This is a genomic window from Moraxella nonliquefaciens, assembly GCF_001679005.1.
GTDB classification, from domain to species: Bacteria; Pseudomonadota; Gammaproteobacteria; order Pseudomonadales; family Moraxellaceae; genus Moraxella; species Moraxella nonliquefaciens.
The window spans coordinates 13161-34857 of record NZ_LXTW01000008.1 but is presented as its reverse complement, the minus strand read 5'-3'; the positions used below and the strand labels follow the sequence as shown (position 1 = coordinate 34857).

Genomic DNA, 21697 nt, shown 5'->3' with positions numbered 1-21697 from the left:
AAAATAGACATTATAACATGATTGGGATGATTTGATGCCAATGCCAGACAAACAAATCACTCACTCACCATCACTTTAATACCGCCTGTGCCATGCCTACCAGTATCTACCACCACATTTGAGCCAATGCCTACCGTAAATAACGGTTGAGTATGAGCAAAATCCATGTCATACACCACAGGCACACGCCCTAAAATGGGGTGCTTATCAAAAATCGCTCTTAGCAAATCATCCGTCATGCCTACATTCGTCGGTATACGTCCAAACAGCACTGCCTTTGGGTTTGGGTAGGCTTGCAACACCGCTGTCAGTTGTCGTGCAAAATCCATGACATCATAACCCTCTGCCATCTCTAACATCATGACATAATCACCAATCATATCCACCCTTGGGGCATAAGGCGTACCATTTAACAGGCAAAACGTGGATAAATTACCACCAATGAGTCGTCCGCTCGCCTGCCCCTCTGTATAAACGTGCCATTGGGTATCAAAAAATTGACGCGTGCACTCAGGTAAAAACCACAAATCAGACGACCACTTGTCACTGGGGGTCAGCTCATATCGGCTTTGGGTTAAAGCCTGTGTCCACATGACAGACTGATACTCTTGCAGTTCATTCATTTTAAAGGATGAATAGCTTGCCCCCATATAAGTTATCATCCCTGTTTTGGCAAAAATGGCGGTCAAAATGGCAGTTGTGTCCGAATAGCCACAGATGATTTTTGGATTGGCTTTTATCAGCTCATAATCCAAATGGGGCAACAGCTCATTACTGTTAAATCCGCCAATGCTTGCCAAAATCGCCTTGATACTTGGGTCAGTAAATGCCTGATGCAAATCGTCCACACGCTCGGTAATGCTTGCTGAGCCAAATTCATCATTGGCAAGATAATTGTTTGAAAATGACACGGTGTAACCCATGCTCTCAAGGCGGACTTTGGCGGATACATTGGCATCAAATCCACCAATACTTGCCACAGAGCTTGATGGGCTAATAATGCGAATGTGATCGCCTTGGCGTAATTTTGGTGGAGCAAAAATGTTCATGACCAACCTTAATTTTAAGAAATGATTTTGGGATTATAGCATTATTACACCTGTAATCAAACACGCCAATTGTTTGGCAACAACTAAACTTTTTTGACAAATGAAACTAAAAAATTACTTGTGCCAATTCATCATCGCCAAAAAGTAAATCACAGGCACATCAAGAGCCATTGCCATTTTTTCTAAAATCCCAAAATTGGGCTGATAAACACCCTTTTCATAACGATTGATGCGTGTACTTACCAAAAATTTACTCAAACCTACCGCAATAGCAACTTTTTTGGGTAATTTTTCTTGATTTTCTAACTTCTTGATTTTCTAACTTCTTTATTTTCTAACTTCTTTTAAACACTTAACAAAAATTTATTGTAAATTCATTATGTTAACCTTGGTTATCAAAATAACGAATTTTATATATTTTCATTTACTCTATACTACAAATAACGTAATATTTTATAAAACTTAGAATAATCAGGCAATTTTTATGAAAATCAAATGCACATCATGCGGTTATAGAGAAGAGGTGAATACACGTCTATTCATCAGAATTATTGGCGGTGTAATGCCTTTTGGTGGTTATTGGGCATGGGTAACTTATTTTTTTGCTGGTACAGGTTTTGCCATGCCAATTGTTATCGCCATCATGACAGGTGGGGTGGCTTTATTAGTATTTTAAAATGAAATCACAACATGGATTTGTAATCAACGATACAAATGTGAACGTTGTGGTAAACATGACTAGAAAGCAGAGAGCTAAAATCATTTTTAAAATCATCCCAGAATACAAGATAAGCACCACACCCTAAAATCAAGGATTTATTTAATAAAAAAGGTGAATGTCATTTGCCCCCAATTTTACTTCATACCAGCCCCTAAATCCACTCTCTATCCGCCACTTCTTCGACACTCTTAGGCAAGTAAGTTACCAGCACTTGGTCAATCCTATAATGGTCAATGTCAACCACTTCAAATTTTAAATTCTCATGCACAACAAAATCAGCAGGGCGTGGGATTTTACGCAAACGATACATGATAAAACCCGCCAGCGTCTCATAGTGGTCCCAATCTTCAAAGTCCGCCACACCCAAAGCGTGTTTGACATCATCAATGGGTGTACTGCCGTCAATGAGCCATGAATTTTCATCACGGCGGATGATTTGTTGCTCCTCTTCAATGGGCGACCCCCAATCCCCCATGACTGTCATCATAATGTCTGACAATGTAATGACCCCAACCACCCAAGCATATTCATTGATGACAACCGCAAATTTTTCTTTACTGGCACGAAAGCGGTCAAGCAATTCTGATAAAGTCAATGTATCTGGGATAATAAGCACGTTACGAATGGTGGATTCATTTAACTGCACAAAAGATTGATTGTTAAGCAGTCTTACCAAAATGTCTTTGGTATCCACATAACCGATGACCTGATCGATGGTCTCATTGCACACCAAAAACTTAGAATAAGGAAACTGAGCCATCTTCTGTCTCATGGACTCTTCGGACTCACCGAGCGTAAAATATACCACATCTGCACGCACGGTCATCGATGATGGTACGGTACGCTCTTCTAATTCAAAGACATTTTCAATAAAATGCTGTTCTTGTTGTAGCACCACACCCGCCTCTGCCCCTGCATCCATAATGGCAGAGACATCATCAAAAGTAATGCTCTCTTCTCGTACGGTATTGATTTTAAACAGGCGAAAAGTGGCATTGGCAACCCCATTGATGACCCATACCAAAGGCTTGACCACTTTGATGACCACGAGCATGGGATTGATGACCGCCAAAGCAACCTTTTCAGGGTTTATCATCGCAATGCGTTTGGGAATTAGGTCGGCGTACAAAATAAAGATGAGCGTTACCACCGTAAAACTGGTAAAAAATGCAATACTCTGTGTCCATTGCCCCTCATAAAAATGCCCAATAAGCCTAGAAAAATAAGGACGCAATGCCCCCTCACCCACCGAGCCGCCAAGAATGGCAACAGCATTTAGACCGATTTGAGATGTGGCAAAAAAATCAGCAGAATTCTCTTGCAATTCCATGATTTTATGGGCACGCTCATCGCCACCTTCTAAGATGAGTTTTAGTTTTAATTTTCTTGCCCCTGCCAGAGCAATCTCAGAAATTGAGAAAAAACTTGATACCAATATCAGTATTAATAATAAGAATAAATGTTGTAATAAATCCATGTGAATGCTCAAAATAAGTAAGAAACGCCATCATCAAATCAAAATAAGCGATTAATTTATCCAAGGTGCTTAGCTTGAATAATATCTTTATAAATGTGATAAAAATATAAATGTGATAAAAATTTAACAATACTCATCCATGACCAATTTAAACCCACACCAAAAACCGATTAAAACGCTAAGATGAAAGGTGTGTATGTGGTTGGTATGTTTTGATAGTTTATCAACTTTCGCTTAAATTTCAAGTGCAAAGAGAGACGCCCATAAAAAAGGGCGTACACTCGCCCCTTGATGTTTTATTTGGATTGGCAATGTATCACTTGCCCTTTTATCTTACTTGCCATGTCGGTCATCAGATACACATAAGCGGACATAATCTCTTCGGGCGTTTTTAGGGTTAAAGGATTCTCACCTGGAAAGGCATGGGCTCTCATGTTGGTGCGAGTTGCCCCAGGATTGATACAATTAAAACGCAAGGTGGTGTGATTTTTGGTCTCTTCGGTAAAAATACTGCTCATGCCCTCCACCATCTGCTTAGATAAGGCGTACGCCCCCCAAAAAGGTCGTACTTTTGCCACAGATGAACTTGTAAAGACCACCGAACCGCTGGGGACAGCCATCAGCAGTGGAAACAAGGCTTGGGTCAGCATAAACACAGACGTCGCATTTACGTGTATGACCTGCTCAAAGGTAATGGGGTCATACATTTCAAGTGGGGTTAATGCCCCAAGCACGCCTGCATTATGTAGCACACCATCTAGTCGCCCAAACTCTTTTTGGATAAGGATTGCCAGCTCATTCATCTGAGCAAAGCTCGCCTTTTGTAAATCCATGGGCAAAATGGCAGGTGTGGCACACCCCAAACGCTCTATCTCATCATAAACCGCTTCTAGCTTGGAGGGGGTTTTGCTCAAAAGTAGCACGGTCGCCCCACATTTGGCATAGGTTAGACTCGCCATCTTACCAATGCCATCTGATGCTCCTGTAACTAGGATGATTTTGTCGGCTAGACTGTCGGCTGTTGGGATATAATTTAAAATGTCTTGTGTTGTCATGGTTGGGTACTGATTTATTTTATTAAGGGAAAATTAAATATGGTTAAACTAAGATTAAACTAAGATGCTTAAAACTGGCATTATCAAACAAAGAAGCATTCTAATATTAGCAATAAATCAAATCAATGCCAACACCAATCGCCCTAATTCATCGGGCGTAGCCACAACCTTATCTGCCCCCCATTCATGGAGGTTTTCATTAGGAACGATATAACCAAAACCTGCCACCACCGTCATCATGCCAGATGCTCGCCCTGCCTGTATGTCTCTGATGTGGTCGCCCACATAAATGCAGTTTTTGGGGTCAACACCCAGCTTTTTACTTGCCAAAAACATCGGTTCAGGGTCAGGCTTGGTATGTGTCACATCATCAGGGCAAACAAGTACCGCACAACGCTTGGCAAGGTCTAATTTATCAAGGAGCTGTTCTGCCAAATATCTGGGTTTATTGGTAACAATGCCCCACGCCACGCCTTTATCTTCTAGGACGTCAAGCAAATCATCTAAGCCGTCAAACAATCGGCTGTCTACACAAATGTCCTGCTCATATAAATCCAAAAACTCTTGGCGATGGGCAAGCATTATCTCATCTGCATCCGCCACGCCCATAAGCTTATCGCCAAACATCAAACGCACCATAGCTCTTGCCCCCGCTGAGACCTGTTCACGAATGGCGACATCAGTGGGACAAGGGTGATTGTGCTTGGCACACATAAGCTTTATGATACGGATAAAATCAGGAGCGGTATCAATGAGCGTGCCGTCTAGGTCAAATAAGACTGCATTTGGCTTTGTCATATTTGTCATATTACACCGCCTTTGGACTTTGACCCTTAACAAAAGACATCATGTAGTTGACATCCACATTATTATCAGAGAGCCAAAAACGCTTGGTGATGGGATTGTAATGCAATCCTGTCATGTTATCACGGGCAAACCCTGCCTTGATCGCCATATCATCAAGCTCGGCGGGCGTGATGAATTTGTTAAAGTCATGTGTGCCTTTATCCACAAGGCGTAGGATATATTCTGCCCCAACGATAGCAAACAGGTAGGACTTAGGATTACGATTGATTGTGGAGGTTACAAATACGCCTTTTGGTTTTAACAACGCAAAACAGGCTTGTACGATGGCAGATGGGTTGGGGACGTGTTCTAGCATCTCCATGCACGTTACCACATCATATCTCTCTGCTCGCTCTTTGGCAAGCGCTTCTATCGCCACACAGCGAAAGGCGAGCGTGTCAGTCATGCCCGTCCGCTCGGCATGAATCTGCCCTGCTTGCAAATTCTCTACCCCCAAATCTACGCCCAATACATCCGCCCCACGCACTGCCATGGCATGCGACAAAATGCCACCGCCACAACCAACATCTAGCACCTGTTTGCCGTTTAGTTTTGAACCAAAAAAGGCACATGTTTGGTCTTCTATCCAGTCAAGGCGTAAAGGATTGATATCGTGCAAGGATTTAAATGCCCCTTGCTTATCCCACCATTCATCAGCAAGGCGAGTAAATTTGCCAATTTCATCAAAGTCGGCGTTGTGGATGGTGTGTGCAGTCATAAATTATCCCAAATGATAAATTGGCTTATCTTACCATTTTTGGCAGTATTTAACCACTTTTTCCCATATTTTTCCCATATTTTCATGTACATTTTGCCCAAATCCATCTTATCCATTTGTCTTTTCATCTAGGATGTGCCTACCCTTATGATATCATTGACATTGTAAATAGCAAATGGTTGGCAAAGACAACAAAGATAAAATTTGTAGCACTAAAATGATTGTCAAGCACTTCATCCAAACCCAACACAAAAGGCAAGTTGGTATTTTAGGTTAATTTATCATTGACATGATTGGCACTTAGATGGTCAAATTTCATAAAAATTTACATAATACAACGTTTTATTAAGAATTCTATTACCCAATTTTGGCAAAAATGAGTTAAACTATACGATATTTTTTACTCATGTTTGGTTTTACCAAAACTGTTTTTGGCATCATGTTTATTGGCATTACGCCAATTTAGGATCTTTTATGAAAAACGCCCTCAAATTCACCACTCTTGCCTTTGCCGTCGGTCTGTCAAGTATGTCTTATGCCAATTTTGTGGAGGGTCAAGACTACAAAACCCTACCCAACCCTGAAAAAATCGCTGGTGATGTCATCGTGGTGCGTGAGTTCTTTTGGTATGGTTGCCCCCACTGTTACAGCTTAGAGCCGTACATGCAACAATGGGCAAAAACTCGTGGCAATGATGTGGCATTTTTTCGCACGCCTGCCGCTATGAATCCTGTGTGGGAGGTGTCTGCTCGTGGTTTTTATGCCGCTCAGATTATGGGTCATGAAGAAAAGACACACCAAGCCTTATTTGACACCATCCAAAAAGATGGCAAGCATGTGGACAGATCCAAAGAGACCCTTGCTGATTGGTATGCTACCCAAGGCGTGGACAAAACCAAATTTAACACCGCCTACGACTCATTTGCCGTTACCACCAAAGTTGAACGCTCAAAAGCAGGAGCGAAAAACTACCAACTGACTGGCGTGCCTGCTGTTGTCGTGCATGGCAAATATGTAGTTACAGGTGATGGTGCCAAAGTTCCTCAGGTTGTTGATTTTTTGGTAAACAAAGTGCGTGAAGAGAAAAAATAAACACCTTTGCCCCCTGCTTGCCTGATATCATCCGTGCCGTCATTGGTGCGGATTTTTATGTCTGCATCTCAACTGGTGCTGGTGGTAAGAATCTTGCCAAATACACCCAAATTGCCTGCAAACTCATCCATCTTTTCATCATCCATTTGTACGCTCATCACGACATGGCAAGCATAGTCCACCCCCAAAATCTCACCCCCAACCTGCTCGGTCAAATAGCGAATTTGGGCTTCATGAGCGAACGTGGTGGCAACTTTGACCACTGATTTTGGTACAAATGGCACAAGGGTCATATTATCTACAACCATCTGCGTGGCGGTGGCATAGGCACGTGTCAAACCGCCTGCTCCAAGTTTTATACCGCCAAAATATCGCACGACAACAATCAACACATTGCCAATTGCCTTATGCTGTAAGACATTTAAAATCGGTCTGCCTGCCGTACCATTGGGCTCACCATCATCATCAAAACCTGCATGCGTGGTGTTCTTTGGGTCGCCTAGGATATAAGCGGTACAATGATGACGAGCATTTGGGTGGCTGTTGCGTAGATGTTCCACGTGAAACATAATCTCGTCTTTTTGGCAAATCGGATGGGCAAAAGCAAGAAATTCACTTTTTTTAATCTCATAAACCGCTTGGCATGGAGTAGATAAGGTATGATACATCAAGTACAATCTCAATAACAAAACAATCTTTTATTTAGGGCATGCCTGCCATTGATGCCTTTATTGGTTTCATTTATATTGGTTTCATTTAAGTCCCAAAAATCACCATCTGTTCATCAATCAGTTATCTTAATGACATTAAGATTAAGATAATTAAGACAGCTAAGATAACATATTTTTAAAATATAAATTGTATGATAAATGGCAGGCACGCCCAAGTTATGTTACACTATTTATCGTTATTTTTATAGAAAATTTTGGGTAAAATCATGAGATTGGACAAATTTTTAAGCAAAGCCACAGAACTCTCTCGCAGTGAATGCAAAAAAATTCTACATCGTGGCGAGATTACAGTAAACGATGAAATCATCAAAGATGGCAGTATCCACATTCATGGCGATGATGACGTCCTATGGGCAGGCGAACCATTGTCGGTTGCAGATGGCAATCGTTATCTTTTGCTGTATAAGCCTGATGGTTTTGAATGTACACTAAAAGCCAAAGAACATCCCATCGTTACCGAACTTATCGCCGTGCCAGAGATAACAAGTTTGCGTATCGCAGGACGGCTTGATGTGGATACCACAGGAGCATTGCTTTTGTCCGATGATGGTGCATGGCTACACCGAGTAACCAGCCCCAAGCGTCATCAGCCCAAACGCTATGAGCTAACACTTGCCGACCCAATGAATCCAGACATGCAAGCTTGTGCCATCAAACAAGTGGCAAATGGCATCTTACTTGATGGCGACAACGAAAAAACCCGCCCTGCCAAGCTGTCATTTATAGATGAGACCCATGCCACACTGACATTAACCGAGGGTAAATATCATCAAGTCAAACGCATGATGGCATATTTTGGCAATAAAGTAATATCACTACACCGAGCAAGTATTGGCAACATTACTCTTGATGGGCTTGACATGGGCGAGAGTCGCTTTTTAACAGATGATGAGATTAGGCAGTTTTGATATTATTTTGAGTAATACATCTTTAACAGTTTAAATTTTGGCACATCATCCATGCCAGCTCATTTTTGGAGTTATTTATGAAAATCCTAAGTGCTTTATTTGTCTCAGCTTTTACCATCATCGCCATAACAACCAGCCTGCCAAGCATTGCTCAGACACCCACCCCCATCACAGCAAGCACCAACCAGCTCATCAAAGACACACTAAATCAAATCGGACTTAGCACACCTGTTCACACCATCACTCCCACAGGCATTGACGCCTTACTTCATGTAACACTGACCACAGGCGAGAGTTTACTCATCACCTCTGATGCTCGTTATGTGATTAATGCCACTGTTGAACCAAACCCCAGCACCATTAACCCCATCCCTGCTAACATCATAAGTGATAAACCCACAGGCACACAGGCAGATGAAGAGTACAGAATCGCCCTACTTGCTAACATGGATGCCCTGCCTTTGGTTGATTCTGATACGGTATTTTTTCACACAAGCATCAAGGGATTGCTTTGGGCAGTTGCTCAAAATGGCACACCATTTTTAGTCAGCTCCGATGCTCGTCATATCATCGGCGGTGATGTCAGTGTGATTGACCACGGTAGACTCATCGGTCTTGATACCGCTTTTGAGACCGCCAAGAACCGCCACACACTCACCACCTTAGACCCTGACAATCTTATCATCTATCCTGCCAACAATGAGCGGGCGGTTGTCTATGTCGCCACCGACATCAACTGCCCCTACTGCAAGATACTTCACAAAAATATCCCCAACCTAAACGCCAAAGGCATTACCGTCAAAGTCATCGGCTACCCTGTCTATGATGAGTCGCCCGAACCCATGCGACAAATCTGGTGTGAACGTGATAACGCCAAACGTGCCAAACTCCTAGACCTTGCCATGAAAGGCATCAAAACAAGCAACCAATGCTCCAACGACGATAACCATCTACTGCCCAACATCACCAAAGCTCGCCCCCTTGACATCATCGCCACGCCTGCCGTTTATGGTGATGATGGTAGGCTCTTTGAAGGCAGTGTGGCAAATGATGAGCTGGTCAAGTTTTTAATATCAAAATGATGGGCTTTGCACATCAAGTGGTTCATCACTCCGTGATACGGACGATATCAGTATTTAAATATCAGCGTTTAAATTGTGCTTTATTAGGATTTGGTCAATCGCCCAATTCTTTGCCCCATGACCACTGCCTTGCCATGCACAAACTCATCACCCCATGCGTTATTTGCTGTTTTTGGTAGCACAATGATGGCGGTAGAGCCCAAATAGAATCGCCCAAGCTCATCGCCTTTTTTGAGTGCAATGTCATGCGTGCGGTGCTGAATGTATGGGGTGCGTTTGATTGCCCCTGTTGCCACAGACTCAATCCCCGCCACAATCATCGCCCCAACCAATACCACGCAGGCACGCCCAAATGTGGTATCAAATTCGCACACCAAACGCTCATTACGAGCAAACAGGTCAGGGACATTCTTGGCGGTGATATCATTGACCGAAAACAGCGTACCTGGTACATAACGTGTGGCAATTAGCGTACCATCAAAGGGCATATGTACACGATGATAGTTGGTCGGAGCAAGATAAATTGTGGCAAATGAACCATCCATGAATGCCTTGCCCAGCTCAAAGTCAGCAAGAAGTTGCCCCACATCATAATCTCGCCCTTTGGCTTGGAGCAGTTGCCCATTTGTGATTGTTCCGATTTGGCTGATTTGACCGTCAGCAGGACTTGCAATGCCGTCTGCTGTATCATCAAGCGGACGCATGCCGTCTTTTAATTCACGAGTGAAAAAGTCATTAAAACTCTCATAATCATCCAAATTACCACGCTCATACTCTGACAAATCAATGTCATAGGCTTTGGCAAAGGCATGGACAAAGGCTTTTTTGACATAAGGATTTTGGCTTTTGGCAAAAAATCCTGCCAACTCTGATAGGGTTTGTTGTGGGGCAAGATTTTGGGCTAGGGTAAACAGATTCATGGTTTTTCCAAATTAACAAAACGGATTTGGGTTATTTTAACCGATATTTGTTATAATAAGCGTTTTATTTTGCTAAATTCTACAAAGTAGCTCACAGCACAAAATATTAAAGGAAACCCATGAAAGCTCTAATCCAACGAGTTTTGACCGCCCATGTCACTGTGGATGGTCAAATCATCGGACAAATTCAAACAGGTGTGCTTGGCTATATTGGTATTGGCAGGGACGATGATTTTGATAAGGCATGCAGATTGATTGATAAAATCATCACCTATCGCATTTTTGAGGACGACAACGGTAAGATGGGCAAAAGTGTGTCCGATGTGGGAGGTGGCTTGCTACTGGTATCACAATTTACCCTGATGGCACAAACCAACAAAGGTCGCCGTCCTGATTTTGCCCCTGCCATGCCCCCAGATGAGGCACGGGTGTTATTTGACAAAATGGTAGCCTATGCCAAATCGGTATATCCCAACGTTGCCACAGGACAATTTGGGGCGAATATGACAGTGATGGCGGTCAATGACGGCCCGATTAACTTTTTGCTTGAAGTGTGATTTTGATTCATACAACAATCAATCCCTTATTTAACACGCCCCACATCGCCCATAAGTGCATCAGGTAGGGGCAGTATTTCCCCAATTTGTGCCACATTTTGGGGTGAGCCTATGACCAGCGCTTCAAAACCATCATCATTTATCACACCATTGACGATTTGCACTTTATCCACTTTTTCGCCATCTTGGACAGGCTTGGGCAATCTGACACGGTGTAGGTAGGCTTTTGGGCTTGCCTTAAAGTAGAGACGTGCAATAATCTCTTGCCCCAAATAACACCCCTTATCATAATCCACACCCCCACGCTGGTGCAAGCGTAGCTCTTGGGGTTGAAATAGTCCCCCTGTGGCTTGGGTTATCCACACATTACCTGTTGCAATGCTCGCCTTTGCCCACGCTGTAAAGTTAGCAGGGATTTTTTCATCAAAAGTCGGTACGCCATCTACCACAACAGGATGGATGGGCATGGGGGCAGACTGGGTAAATTTAGAAAACGCCCCATATTTTTTGATATGGGCGGTTAAGCCATTCATGCACTCTGCTGATGTGATGAGTGTAAAAGTCTCATCATCGATGCGAGATACCCACAGCCCAAAGGCAACACGCCCCTTTAAATCACTAATAGCACAGGGCAAAAAATCATGGGTGAGTTTATTGACATTAACGGTCAATTGACCTTGTAAGAATTTGGCAGCATCTTTACCGCTTAGGGTCAGTTGTGAAAATTGATTCATGGCACTCTTTGATTGGTGAAATTGTCATTTATCATTTCAATAAGGGGGCTTGACTTTTTTTCAAGCCAAAATATCTCAAAAATGATATAATGTTTTTATTTTAAGCAACAATGATTTTAGGTGGAGATTTATGGCTTACCCTGCTTGTCCCAAATGCGACGAAAACTACACTTATGCCGATGGCAACCTGCTCATCTGCCCCATGTGCACCTACGAATGGTCAGCTAATGACGACACAGATGACACGCCAGTTATTAAAGATGCCGTTGGTAATGTGCTAAACGATGGTGATAGTGTCACAGTCATCAAAGACTTGAAAGTCAAAGGCTCATCCACACCCATCAAAGTGGGCACAAAGGTCAAATCCATTCGCCTGATTCATGATGCACCAGACGACCATGATATTGATTGTAAGATTGACGGTTTTGGGGCGATGAAATTAAAATCTGGGGTAGTCAAAAAAGCATAGGATTGACCCTTGATGCATTTATCAATCTGTTTTAATCAATCTGTTTTATTTTACTGCCATTTTTCGCTTATCAGCAACTTAGTTTCACACAATAATAAAAACTGTCAAAGCGTTTTGACAGTTTTTTAATATTTTAAGATGATTACTCCCACTCAATCGTTGCTGGCGGTTTACTGCTGATATCATAGACAACACGAGAGACATCGGCAATCTCATTCATGATACGCGTTGAGATTTTGTCCACAAGTTCATAGGGCAGATGGGCAAAACGAGCGGTCATAAAGTCCACCGTCTCCACCGCACGCAGAGAAATCACCCACGCATAACGGCGAGCATCCCCAACCACGCCCACCGATTTGATGGGGCAAAACACAGCAAAGGCTTGGGCGGTCTTATCATACCAACCTGATGCTCTTAACTCTTGCATAAAAATATCGTCCGCCATTCGCAAAATGTCGGCATATTCTTTTTTAATTTCACCCAAAATCCGCACGCCAAGACCTGGGCCAGGAAAAGGGTGTCTGTAAATCATCTCATGGGGTAAGCCAAGCGTTGTGCCAAGTTTACGTACCTCATCTTTGAATAAATCACGCAAAGGCTCAACAAGCTCAAAGTGCAAATCATCAGGCAAACCGCCAACATTGTGATGCGATTTGATGACGTGAGCCTTACCGTTTTTGGTTTTGGCGGACTCGATGACATCAGGGTAAATCGTGCCTTGTGCCAAAAACTTCACGCCGTCCAATTTGCGAGCTTCTTCGGAGAATACTTCAATAAACTCTCGCCCGATGATTTTACGTTTATCCTCAGGGTCGGTCGCTCCTGTCAGTGCCTTCAAAAAGCGACTCTCAGCGTCTACACGAATCACCCGAATGCCCATATTATCAGCGAACATTTTCATGACTTGGTCGCCCTCACCCAAACGCAGTAGCCCATTATCCACAAACACGCAGGTAAGCTTATCACCAATTGCCTCATGTAACAACGCTGCCACCACCGAACTGTCTACACCACCTGACAACCCAAGCAGTACCCGCTCATCGCCAATTTGCTCTTTTAACTGAGCTACTCGCATCTCAATGATGTTTTTAGGATTCCACAGATTGCCACAACCACAAATGCCATGCACAAAATTAGCAATCACCTCCATGCCTTTGGCAGTATGGGTAACCTCTGGGTGAAATTGTACGCCATACAGTTGGCGACTTTCATCACTGGCAGAAGCAAAGGCACAGCTTGGCGTGCTTGATGTGGTGATAAAGCCATCTGGTAGACTTGCCACTTTATCGCCATGACTCATCCATACCTGTATTTTGGCATTATTATCTTTTAAGCCATTTAACAGCTTGTCATCTACTATCACATCAATCTGGGCATGACCAAACTCTTTAACCGTCCCTGCCATCACCGAGCCGCCAAGCTGAGCTGCCATGGTTTGAAAACCATAACAAATACCAAGCACAGGAACGCCAAGCTCAAAGACGATTTGCGGTGCTCGTGGTGAACCCTCTTCGTACACACTGTTAGGGCCACCCGATAGGATGATGCCTTTTGGGTTAAAGGCTTTTATGTCGCCATCTTTCATGTCAAAAGGGTGCATTTCACTATACACGCCTGATTCACGCACACGGCGAGCGATAAGCTGGCTGTATTGTGAGCCAAAATCTAGGATTAGGATGCGGTCGGAGGTAATGCTTTGTGTCATGGTCTGCCTTTTTCATCATGGGTAAATTGTCGCCATTTTAGCATTTTTTGGGGAAATTGGCGAATGCTAAATGGTAAATGCTAAATGCTATGATGGCATGTATTGTTAATGGTTGTTTACTAAGACAATATCGCCACCTCTTTAACATAACTTTCAAAATCCGCCACGCTTTCAGCCAATAACTCATCATCACCCAAATGTTTGGCGTATTCTATCCACAAAAGCAGTTGATAAATACTGTTATATTCCGCCTTTTTAAATTGCTTAACAAACTGCTTAATGGTGTTTTCATCAGACAGTTTTAGGCGGGCATACCATGTTTCAATCTTGGCAATTTGCTCGGGGGTAAATTGACATTCAAATAACGCCTGCGTTAGCGCATGGCGGTTTTCTTCAATAATGAGTTTACCCACTCGTTTGATTTGGCGGTTTTTGGCGGCGTGGCTGTCTATATTGGTTAAATGCTTTAATTCATCCAAAAAATATTCACTTACTGGCAAATTGGCAAGCTGTTTTTTGGACAATTTGGCAAGCGGTTCGGATAATGCTTGCAAACGCTCATGGGATTTTTTAATCTCAGTGCGAGACACTCGCATGTCCATTTTTGACCAATCAATCATAAGATACCTTATATTTATTATTAATTTATCGTTAATTTGTGGTTAATTTATCAAAATTATCATGCTTAACACACCCATCAGATAAGCCCAACTGACACGAGACCAAAAACCACTGTTTTGCTGCTGCTTTATTTTGTTCAAGATTTGATTTGTAATAGTACACGCCAATATTATGGGCAGCTTTTGCGTTGCCTTGTTTGGCAGCCTGTTGCCAGAGTGCGAGTGCGTGGCTTTGATTTGCAGCAACCCCTTGCCCATAAAAATACATGCTGCCCAAATTATACTTAGCACTGGCATGACCCATATCCGCCGCCTTTTGATACCACGCCTGTGCCTTTTGATAATTTTGCTGGACACCATCGCCTTGAAAATAGGCAACCGCCAAATTATACATCGCTTCTACATGCCCAAGCTCGGCCGCTTTTTGATATTCACGCACCGCCATGGGGTAATCTGATGCCTGATCATAGCGAACCGCCAATTCAAAAAACTCATCGGTCTTTTGTGCGGTGGTGCTGTTTTGGCTGGTTTGATTGGTTTGAACGGCATCGCCATCGGTTGCCCAGCTGGGCGTACTTGCCATCATAAACAGCATAAAAATCACGCTTGTCGCCATCATGATGGCAGTTTTTGGGTTGGGTGTTTTGGCATTCATGGATAATAACCTTTTAATCATGATTGTTTGACATACTCCCACCACCAAACCTAGCGGTAGGCGTGAGAATCCTTGCGACCCATAACAACCCAAGCTTAGATTGAGTTGCTACCTTTCGCCAGTACACTTACGCTGATAAGTATTATACTGGGGGAACTCTTTATACAACACTAAGTCCTAGTACATCAGCTAATGCCTGCTTTCGTATATTGCTTGCTGCATTGATATCACGGTCATGGTGTGTTTGACAGCTAGAACATGCCCAATTTCTGACTGACAACGGCAGACTGTCTAATTTGTAATGACAATGCGAACAAATTTTAGAACTGGCAAAGAACCGATTGACTTTTAGAATGTTTTTACCATGCCAATTTGCCTTGTAAGTAAGTAGGGTAACAAACTGCCCTAAGCCCACATCATTAATCGCTTTGGCAAGTTTTCGGTTTTTTACCATATTTTTGACACCCAAATCTTCAAGTGCATAGCTTGTTGCTTGGCTTTCGCAAATCAGTTTATGCGTGGCTTTATGGTGTAAGTCTAAACGCTGGTTGCGTACTTTTTGGTAAATACGAGCAACGGCTAATTTTTGCTTTTGATGGTTTTTGCTGGTCTTTTGTTTGCGAGCAAAGATTTTTTGTTGTGCAGAAAGTCGTTTACTGGCGTTGGCTAAATGTTTTGGGTTATCAAACTTGCTACCGTCTGATAAGTTAAGTAAGTGGCTGATGCCTAAGTCAATGCCCACAGTTAGGCTAGGCTCTATTGTGGTGGGTGTTGGCAATATGCTATCCGTATCTACTAAAATACTTGCATGGTATTTGCCTGTGGCGGTTTTGCTAATCGTAACTGTTTTGATATTGCCAACAAATTCACGGCTAAATACGGTTTTGATGCCTTTGATTTTGGGTAGGTTGATGATGCCTTGTTCAAAGTTTATGGTGCAATGTTGGGGACATTGATAACTTCGCTGTGGGATTTTTTTAGATTTGAATCGTGGAAATTTAGCACGACTTTTGAAGAAATTAGTAAAAGCGGTATGGACATTTAGCAAGGCATTAAGTAGCGATTGGCTATTAACTTCGTTTAGCCATGCAAACTTGCCTGTTTTCTTTTTCTTGACGAGCTGGCTTTGGATTTTGGTTCGTGATAAAGATTTGCCAAAGATTTTGTAATATCTATTTTGTAATGCCAATGCCCAATTATAAACAAAACGAACACAACCAAAGTGTTGTTCAAACGCTATGGCTTGTTTTTGGTTTGGGTAAATTCTGTATTTGTAGGCTTTGAGCATGGCCTGTTAGCTGATGAAATATGGGTGTAATTTAGCATTGTTTTTATTTGGTGTCAATGACATCAAATAAAAACAACGACATCAAAAAACAAGAACGACCTGACTAAGTTGCCTGTGCTTACATCTCCACCTAAATCAAAGATTATGGGTGGAGAATGACGCACGATGAGTTAAATCGTCGCTTTAAAATTTAATAACTGCTCACGGTAATACTCATATTGCTTTTGACGCAGCTTTATTTCTTTGGGCAGACCTTCGCTGATGGATTGGGTCAGCGTGTCAAATGTGTCCAAAATGGCAACGATTTCACTTTGAACGGATAGGGGTGGGGATTGGGATTTTTTTTATTGGCAAAATTACTAATCCATTGGCGTTTATGGTCGCCATCTGCTAAACCGCTTGGCAAAGTATTTAGCCAATAATAAATATATTTTAATAAAAACTGATTTTCATCAACAGATGAAATCATTTTCATGGCTGATGATTTGGCTTTAAAATCAAAATCTACCCATTTATTTGCTGTTGTAAAATCATCAAAGATAATGACAGGATTTTTAGACGCTTGATAAATCCCATTTGTTTCATTGGTATAACCAAGAATGAAAGTTTTACCTGCTGTTAAAACTGGTGTTTTAAAATCATCATCATAATCTTTACTTTTTACTAAATATTTTGTTGGCTGTTCGTAATTTACAACTTCCCCCAAAGTCTTCCATTCAAATCCCACTTTTGCTAATTCATGTTCTGATAATAACAAATCCCGATAATACTGATATTGCTTTTGTCTCATGCCAAATTCGGCGGTCAGCTGGTCGTTCAGCTCGGTAAATGTGTCCAAAATCTGCACAATGTGGCTTTGAACGGATAGGGGTGGGATTGGGATTTTAAATTTATCAGTATCTGGGGTTGCAATTTGTGGCATTTGCATTTTTGAGCCAATTTTTTGAAAATATGGTTCATTTTGTTTTAAAAAATAATAAATGAATTTAATGTTAATATTTGGGTTTTGTGAATGATATGCCCACATTTCATTTTTATGCGAAAATGGTTTGTCATGATATTCAAATTCAATGATACCACGAGATTTGACAATGATTGATGGCTTGTGATTAATGTCCTTTTGTGGAATGTCATCAAAATCTACCAAGGCAAAAGTTTTACCGCCTGCAAAAATTTTAATGGGGGCATCTTTCTTATGAAGCTCTTTCATTTTTCCTGCGGTTATTTTTGTTCCTTTGGTTCTAACCAAAACCTCCCCCAAAGTTTGCCACTCTACCGCTTGCCCTTGTAATAGTTTTTTTATCATCGCATTCATAAACTCACCAAAAAGATTTTTCACGGTGCTTAACATTCACCTGCATTTTATCAGGCAAATGACCAGTTAATATTTCCCCCACCGCTTGGCTGACAAATACCGAGCGGTGTTTACCCCCTGTACAACCAATGGCGATGGTTACAAAATGGCGATTGTTCTCAATAAAATCAGGCAACCACTTTAATAAAAATGTGCTGATGTCATGCGTCAGCTCATACACGGCAGGAAATTGGGCAAAAAATTCCTGCACAGGCGCATCAAGCCCTGTCAAAGGACGCAAATCCATCTGCCAATGTGGGTTTGGCAAAGTACGCACATCAAAGACAAAATCAGCATCTTTGGGCGTGCCATGCCTAAACCCAAACGACAGCACATTAACGATGATGTGGTTGTCCACACCCAAATGTTGTCTTAGGCTGTTTTTTAGCTCATGAATGTTTAACAAACTGGTATCAATTTTGATATCAGCATGGCAGGCAATCGGTTCAAGCAGCGCGGTTTCCTTTTGAATGGCATTGGGCAGATTGCCAGCCATCGCCATCAATGGATGCACTCGGCGAGTGGCATCATAGCGCGCGACCAGTACATCATCTTGGGCGGTGGCATACACCACAGTCAAAGCGGTCTTGCCATAGGTTTGTATCAAGCTGTCATACACTTGACCAAAGTTGGATAAATCCGCTTTGGGCGTGCGGACATCTATGCCCACAGCAATGCGATGAATCTGGCTGTCATTGACCAATTTTTCTATGGCAAGTGGCACGATGGATAAAGGCAAATTGTCAAGCGGATAATAGCCAAAATCTTCTAAGGTGTTGAGTACGGAGGTTTTTCCTGAACCTGAACGCCCTGACACCACAATGATTGAGTTTGGGGCAATGAGCTTGGGCATCATATTTCCTTAACAAAATAAGCAAAACCATTAACATGGATTTAGATGAACATGGATTATTAACATGAATTGTTAACATGAATTGTTAACATGGACTGTTAACATGGATTTAAGGCAACTTCCAAATTATCCAACAGCCTTGCCTTACCCAAATAACAAGCGGTCAAAATCACCAAATGCTTATCATGGCGGCTAGCAGGTTGTAATTGCTGATTGAGTACTTGCAAATAATCCACCGTAAAACCATCGCAAGTTAATTTGTCTTTGGTTTTTTGTATCATCGTATCAAAATCAGCAACACTGGCAGACTTTAACTCACCTGCAAGCTGTTGTAAGGCCTGTGCCAGCCGTGGGGCAATGGCACGCTCTTGCTTGGTCAAATACTGGTTGCGAGACGATAACGCCAAACCGTCATCGGCTCTGACAATCTCACCACCAATAATGTCAATCTCAAAATTTAATTCTTGCACCAATTGGGCAATGATGGCAAGTTGCTGGTAGTCTTTTTTGCCAAATACCGCCACATCAGGGCGAACGATATTAAACAGCTTACTCACCACAAGCCCAACACCATCAAAATGCGTGGGGCGTGTCTGACCACATAATATCTTGCTGATACTGCCTGATAGGATTTGAACATTGGGCGGATAGACAGGATACATCTCGTCCACACTTGGGGCAAAAACCAATGCCACGCCAGCTTTGGCAAGTTTTTGGCAATCGTCATCAAGCGTGCGTGGATAACTGGCAAAATCTTCACCCACCCCAAATTGAGTGGGATTGACAAAGATACTCACCACCACGATATCGGCATGTTGCTTGGCAAGTGCCACAAGGGATAAATGCCCATCATGTAAATTGCCCATGGTTGGGACTAAGGCTATTTTTTGGTGGCGTAAGGGGTTTAATGCGTTTTTTAAGTCTTTGATGGTGTGAAAAATGTTCATGGCAAACCTATATCGATTTAAAATCAAAAAATCCAGTAATTGGTATTAAAATAACAGCCATTTGGTCAGTCATGACTCATATAGTCTACATTCTAACTCAATCCGCCAATCTTAGCTATTTGTAAGCATCTTGGCAAGAGCACAAGCTGTCTAAAACAGCATCAGACAACCGTTTTATTCTATAATAATTTGGATAGCCAACGATTGAATCAACACAGCTCCAATGACTCGTCAACCCTAAATACGCCATGATATATTATTTATCTACCAAATACAAATGCTTCAAATTAGCCTTGATTTGCTGTTCAAGTGTGGCTGATTGAGCAAACAACTCATCTAAATTGGTCTGAAAATCCGCCATTTTTTGGGTAAATTCATCTGCTGAAATGTCCACATAATCAATCTTAACATCAAAATATTGTCCAGCGGATAGGCTATAATTTTTAGCTTGAATCGCATCATAACTCACCACCACGCTAAAATCTTCCACCGCTTTTTTTTGGGCAAAGGTGTTACAAATTTGGTTTTCTTCCTCGTTGGTCAGCACGGTTTTTTGATTTTTGCCGTCTTTGACTTTTTCGCCAAGATTGGACGCATCAATCAGCACCACCTCGCCAGTATTAGCTTTATCAATAAACAAAATAGACACGTTGGTGCCTGTGGTGGCAAAAATATTGGATGGCATGGACACCACGCCAGCAAGCATTTTATTATCTACCAAATGGGTGCGAATTTTTTTGTCTATGCCTGATTGGGCGGTGATAAACCCTGTGGGAACAACGATTGCCGCTTTGCCGTCGTCTTTTAGGCTATACAAAATATGCTGGATAAACAGCTGATAAATCGCCATGCTTTCTTTTTTGCTTTTGGGAATGTTGGGAATACCTGCAAAAAAGCGTTCATTATTTTCTTTGCTGTCCAACTGATTGCGAAAATCGCTAAAATCCAGCTTAAAGGGCGGATTGGACACAATAAAATCAAACTGTTTTAGCTTGCCTGAGCTGTCTTTATGATAAGGCGATAAAATCGTATTGCCCTGAATGACATTGTTTAAAGAATGCACCAAATTATTTAAAATCAGATTCAACCGCAATAAATTAGACGATTTTTGTGAAATGTCTTGGGTATAAATCATACATTTGTCTTCACCGATGGCATGGGCAACGTTCATGAGCAATGTGCCAGAGCCTGCCGACGGGTCATACACATCAACGCTTTTGATTGCGCCACGCTCATTTTGGGGCACCAAAATATCCGCCATGATGCGAGCCACGGCGTGTGGCGTGTAATATTCAGCGTATTTACCGCCTGAATTGCTGTTGTAATCCTTAATCAGATATTCAAAAATGGTGGCAAAAAAATCAAACTTTTGGGCAAAAATCTCTTCAAAACTAAAATCGGTTAATTTAGAAACCAACGCACGACAAAACTCATCACGGCGGTTTTCATCAGCGATGTAGTTGCTGATACGCTCAAACAGCACAATTTTTGCCCCGCCTTCGGTTTTCACCGAAAAAATATCGGCATTTTGGGCAGCAATGTCCATTAATGTATCATCAAAGCGTTTGGCAAAATCGGCATTATTTTGCTCGGCGTGCAGATTTTTCAATAAATGCTCTGGCTTTAAAATCGCCGTTTTGCCTTCAATTTCCATATTGATAAAGTCAATGTCTTCATCAGAACGCTCGGCACGCAATTGCTTGAATTCAAAGGTGTATTTGTCATTTAAAAACTTATACAAAAACACTTGGCTGATGATTTTAAATTCATTGCCGTCATTGCCTAGCCCATAGTTGGCACAAATGGTTTTTAGGCTGTCAATGAGTGATTTGGTTTGGTCGGTGAAATTTTGGGTGGTCATGGGTTTTTCCGTTAAAATAAGGTATCGTTGCTTAATTTGGGCCCAGCGTTGCTTA

General features: G+C 42.1%; 23 protein-coding genes and 1 pseudogene. 6 read left to right on the top strand and 18 right to left on the bottom strand.

Annotation, left to right across the window (positions count from 1 at the left end):
- Positions 1–56 precede the first annotated feature (56 nt).
- Both A7456_RS03915 and A7456_RS11585 read right to left on the bottom strand, forming a co-directional pair.
- Positions 57–1049, bottom strand: a complete 993-nt coding sequence (locus A7456_RS03915; protein ID WP_067007786.1) for a S66 family peptidase — start codon at positions 1047–1049, stop codon at positions 57–59.
- Positions 1050–1163: 114 nt separating this feature from the next.
- Positions 1164–1307 (bottom strand): helix-turn-helix domain-containing protein, encoded by a 144-nt coding sequence (locus A7456_RS11585; protein ID WP_197940270.1) that lies wholly within the window; start codon positions 1305–1307, stop codon positions 1164–1166.
- A 226-nt stretch (positions 1308–1533) separates the two neighbouring features.
- Between A7456_RS11585 and A7456_RS03910 the strand changes: the two genes are divergently transcribed.
- Positions 1534–1725, top strand: coding sequence for a hypothetical protein (locus A7456_RS03910; protein ID WP_197940272.1), 192 nt, complete (start codon positions 1534–1536; stop codon positions 1723–1725).
- 196 nt (positions 1726–1921) lie between these two features.
- On the opposite strand, the gene A7456_RS03905 is transcribed toward A7456_RS03910, so the two are convergent.
- The 4 genes from A7456_RS03905 to ubiG form a co-directional block, all read right to left on the bottom strand.
- Complete coding sequence (locus A7456_RS03905; protein ID WP_067007782.1) at positions 1922–3247, bottom strand: polyamine export protein PaeA; 1326 nt, start codon at positions 3245–3247, stop codon at positions 1922–1924.
- 296 nt (positions 3248–3543) lie between these two features.
- Entirely contained in the window at positions 3544–4302 is a 759-nt protein-coding gene (locus A7456_RS03900) for a YciK family oxidoreductase (protein WP_067007779.1), read from the bottom strand.
- Positions 4303–4419: 117 nt separating this feature from the next.
- A complete protein-coding gene (locus A7456_RS03895; protein ID WP_067007838.1) occupies positions 4420–5100 on the bottom strand; it encodes an HAD family hydrolase in 681 nt (226 codons plus the stop codon).
- A gap of 10 nt (positions 5101–5110) precedes the next feature.
- On the bottom strand, positions 5111–5866 hold the full coding sequence (ubiG, locus tag A7456_RS03890; RefSeq protein WP_067007777.1) for a bifunctional 2-polyprenyl-6-hydroxyphenol methylase/3-demethylubiquinol 3-O-methyltransferase UbiG: 756 nt from the start codon (positions 5864–5866) through the stop codon (positions 5111–5113).
- A 474-nt stretch (positions 5867–6340) separates the two neighbouring features.
- On the opposite strand from ubiG, the gene A7456_RS03885 reads away from it, so the two are divergent.
- Positions 6341–6958: a thiol:disulfide interchange protein DsbA/DsbL gene (locus A7456_RS03885; protein ID WP_066887055.1), complete on the top strand. Its 618-nt coding sequence runs from the start codon at positions 6341–6343 to the stop codon at positions 6956–6958.
- A gap of 68 nt (positions 6959–7026) precedes the next feature.
- Here the strand turns inward: A7456_RS03885 and A7456_RS03880 are convergent, their stop codons facing one another.
- Positions 7027–7629 carry an IMPACT family protein gene (locus tag A7456_RS03880; protein WP_067007774.1) on the bottom strand — a complete coding sequence of 201 codons (603 nt, stop codon included), beginning with the start codon at positions 7627–7629 and terminating at the stop codon, positions 7027–7029.
- A 266-nt stretch (positions 7630–7895) separates the two neighbouring features.
- Between A7456_RS03880 and A7456_RS03875 the strand changes: the two genes are divergently transcribed.
- Together A7456_RS03875 and A7456_RS03870 are read left to right on the top strand one after the other, a co-directional pair.
- A complete protein-coding gene (locus A7456_RS03875) occupies positions 7896–8597 on the top strand; it encodes a pseudouridine synthase (RefSeq protein WP_066887040.1) in 702 nt (233 codons plus the stop codon).
- Positions 8598–8674: 77 nt separating this feature from the next.
- A complete protein-coding gene (locus A7456_RS03870) occupies positions 8675–9679 on the top strand; it encodes a DsbC family protein (protein ID WP_067007771.1) in 1005 nt (334 codons plus the stop codon).
- Positions 9680–9762: 83 nt separating this feature from the next.
- Here A7456_RS03870 and asd read toward each other — a convergent pair whose 3' ends face one another.
- Positions 9763–10599: an archaetidylserine decarboxylase gene (gene asd / locus A7456_RS03865; RefSeq protein WP_067007768.1), complete on the bottom strand. Its 837-nt coding sequence runs from the start codon at positions 10597–10599 to the stop codon at positions 9763–9765.
- Positions 10600–10718: 119 nt separating this feature from the next.
- Between asd and dtd the strand changes: the two genes are divergently transcribed.
- On the top strand, positions 10719–11156 hold the full coding sequence (gene dtd / locus A7456_RS03860; RefSeq protein ID WP_067007765.1) for a D-aminoacyl-tRNA deacylase: 438 nt from the start codon (positions 10719–10721) through the stop codon (positions 11154–11156).
- Between the two features lie 26 nt (positions 11157–11182).
- Here dtd and ygfZ read toward each other — a convergent pair whose 3' ends face one another.
- A complete protein-coding gene (gene ygfZ / locus A7456_RS03855; protein ID WP_066894230.1) occupies positions 11183–11890 on the bottom strand; it encodes a CAF17-like 4Fe-4S cluster assembly/insertion protein YgfZ in 708 nt (235 codons plus the stop codon).
- Positions 11891–12020: 130 nt separating this feature from the next.
- Between ygfZ and A7456_RS03850 the strand changes: the two genes are divergently transcribed.
- Positions 12021–12359, top strand: a complete 339-nt coding sequence (locus A7456_RS03850) for a zinc ribbon domain-containing protein YjdM (protein ID WP_066894231.1) — start codon at positions 12021–12023, stop codon at positions 12357–12359.
- 142 nt (positions 12360–12501) lie between these two features.
- Here A7456_RS03850 and guaA read toward each other — a convergent pair whose 3' ends face one another.
- From guaA to A7456_RS03805, 9 genes and pseudogenes are all read right to left on the bottom strand, one after another.
- On the bottom strand, positions 12502–14064 hold the full coding sequence (gene guaA / locus A7456_RS03845; protein WP_067007761.1) for a glutamine-hydrolyzing GMP synthase: 1563 nt from the start codon (positions 14062–14064) through the stop codon (positions 12502–12504).
- A gap of 119 nt (positions 14065–14183) precedes the next feature.
- Positions 14184–14684 (bottom strand): ribosome biogenesis factor YjgA, encoded by a 501-nt coding sequence (yjgA, locus tag A7456_RS03840; protein WP_066887020.1) that lies wholly within the window; start codon positions 14682–14684, stop codon positions 14184–14186.
- A 31-nt stretch (positions 14685–14715) separates the two neighbouring features.
- Positions 14716–15339 carry a tetratricopeptide repeat protein gene (locus A7456_RS11705; RefSeq protein ID WP_227713263.1) on the bottom strand — a complete coding sequence of 208 codons (624 nt, stop codon included), beginning with the start codon at positions 15337–15339 and terminating at the stop codon, positions 14716–14718.
- Between the two features lie 160 nt (positions 15340–15499).
- Complete coding sequence (locus tag A7456_RS03825) at positions 15500–16627, bottom strand: RNA-guided endonuclease TnpB family protein (protein WP_067007758.1); 1128 nt, start codon at positions 16625–16627, stop codon at positions 15500–15502.
- A gap of 170 nt (positions 16628–16797) precedes the next feature.
- Positions 16798–16956: pseudogene (locus A7456_RS11700) on the bottom strand (restriction endonuclease subunit S); the annotation flags it as partial.
- Positions 16899–17837, bottom strand: coding sequence for a restriction endonuclease subunit S (locus A7456_RS10895; RefSeq protein WP_409455089.1), 939 nt, complete (start codon positions 17835–17837; stop codon positions 16899–16901). The gene A7456_RS10895 and the pseudogene A7456_RS11700, both read right to left, overlap by 58 nt.
- Positions 17838–17946: 109 nt before the next feature.
- Positions 17947–18834 carry an RNase adapter RapZ gene (gene rapZ / locus A7456_RS03815; RefSeq protein WP_067007755.1) on the bottom strand — a complete coding sequence of 296 codons (888 nt, stop codon included), beginning with the start codon at positions 18832–18834 and terminating at the stop codon, positions 17947–17949.
- Positions 18835–18932: 98 nt separating this feature from the next.
- Positions 18933–19781 carry a pantoate--beta-alanine ligase gene (gene panC / locus A7456_RS03810; RefSeq protein WP_067007752.1) on the bottom strand — a complete coding sequence of 283 codons (849 nt, stop codon included), beginning with the start codon at positions 19779–19781 and terminating at the stop codon, positions 18933–18935.
- A gap of 256 nt (positions 19782–20037) precedes the next feature.
- Positions 20038–21642: an HsdM family class I SAM-dependent methyltransferase gene (locus tag A7456_RS03805; protein ID WP_067007749.1), complete on the bottom strand. Its 1605-nt coding sequence runs from the start codon at positions 21640–21642 to the stop codon at positions 20038–20040.
- Positions 21643–21697: the final 55 nt, after the last annotated feature.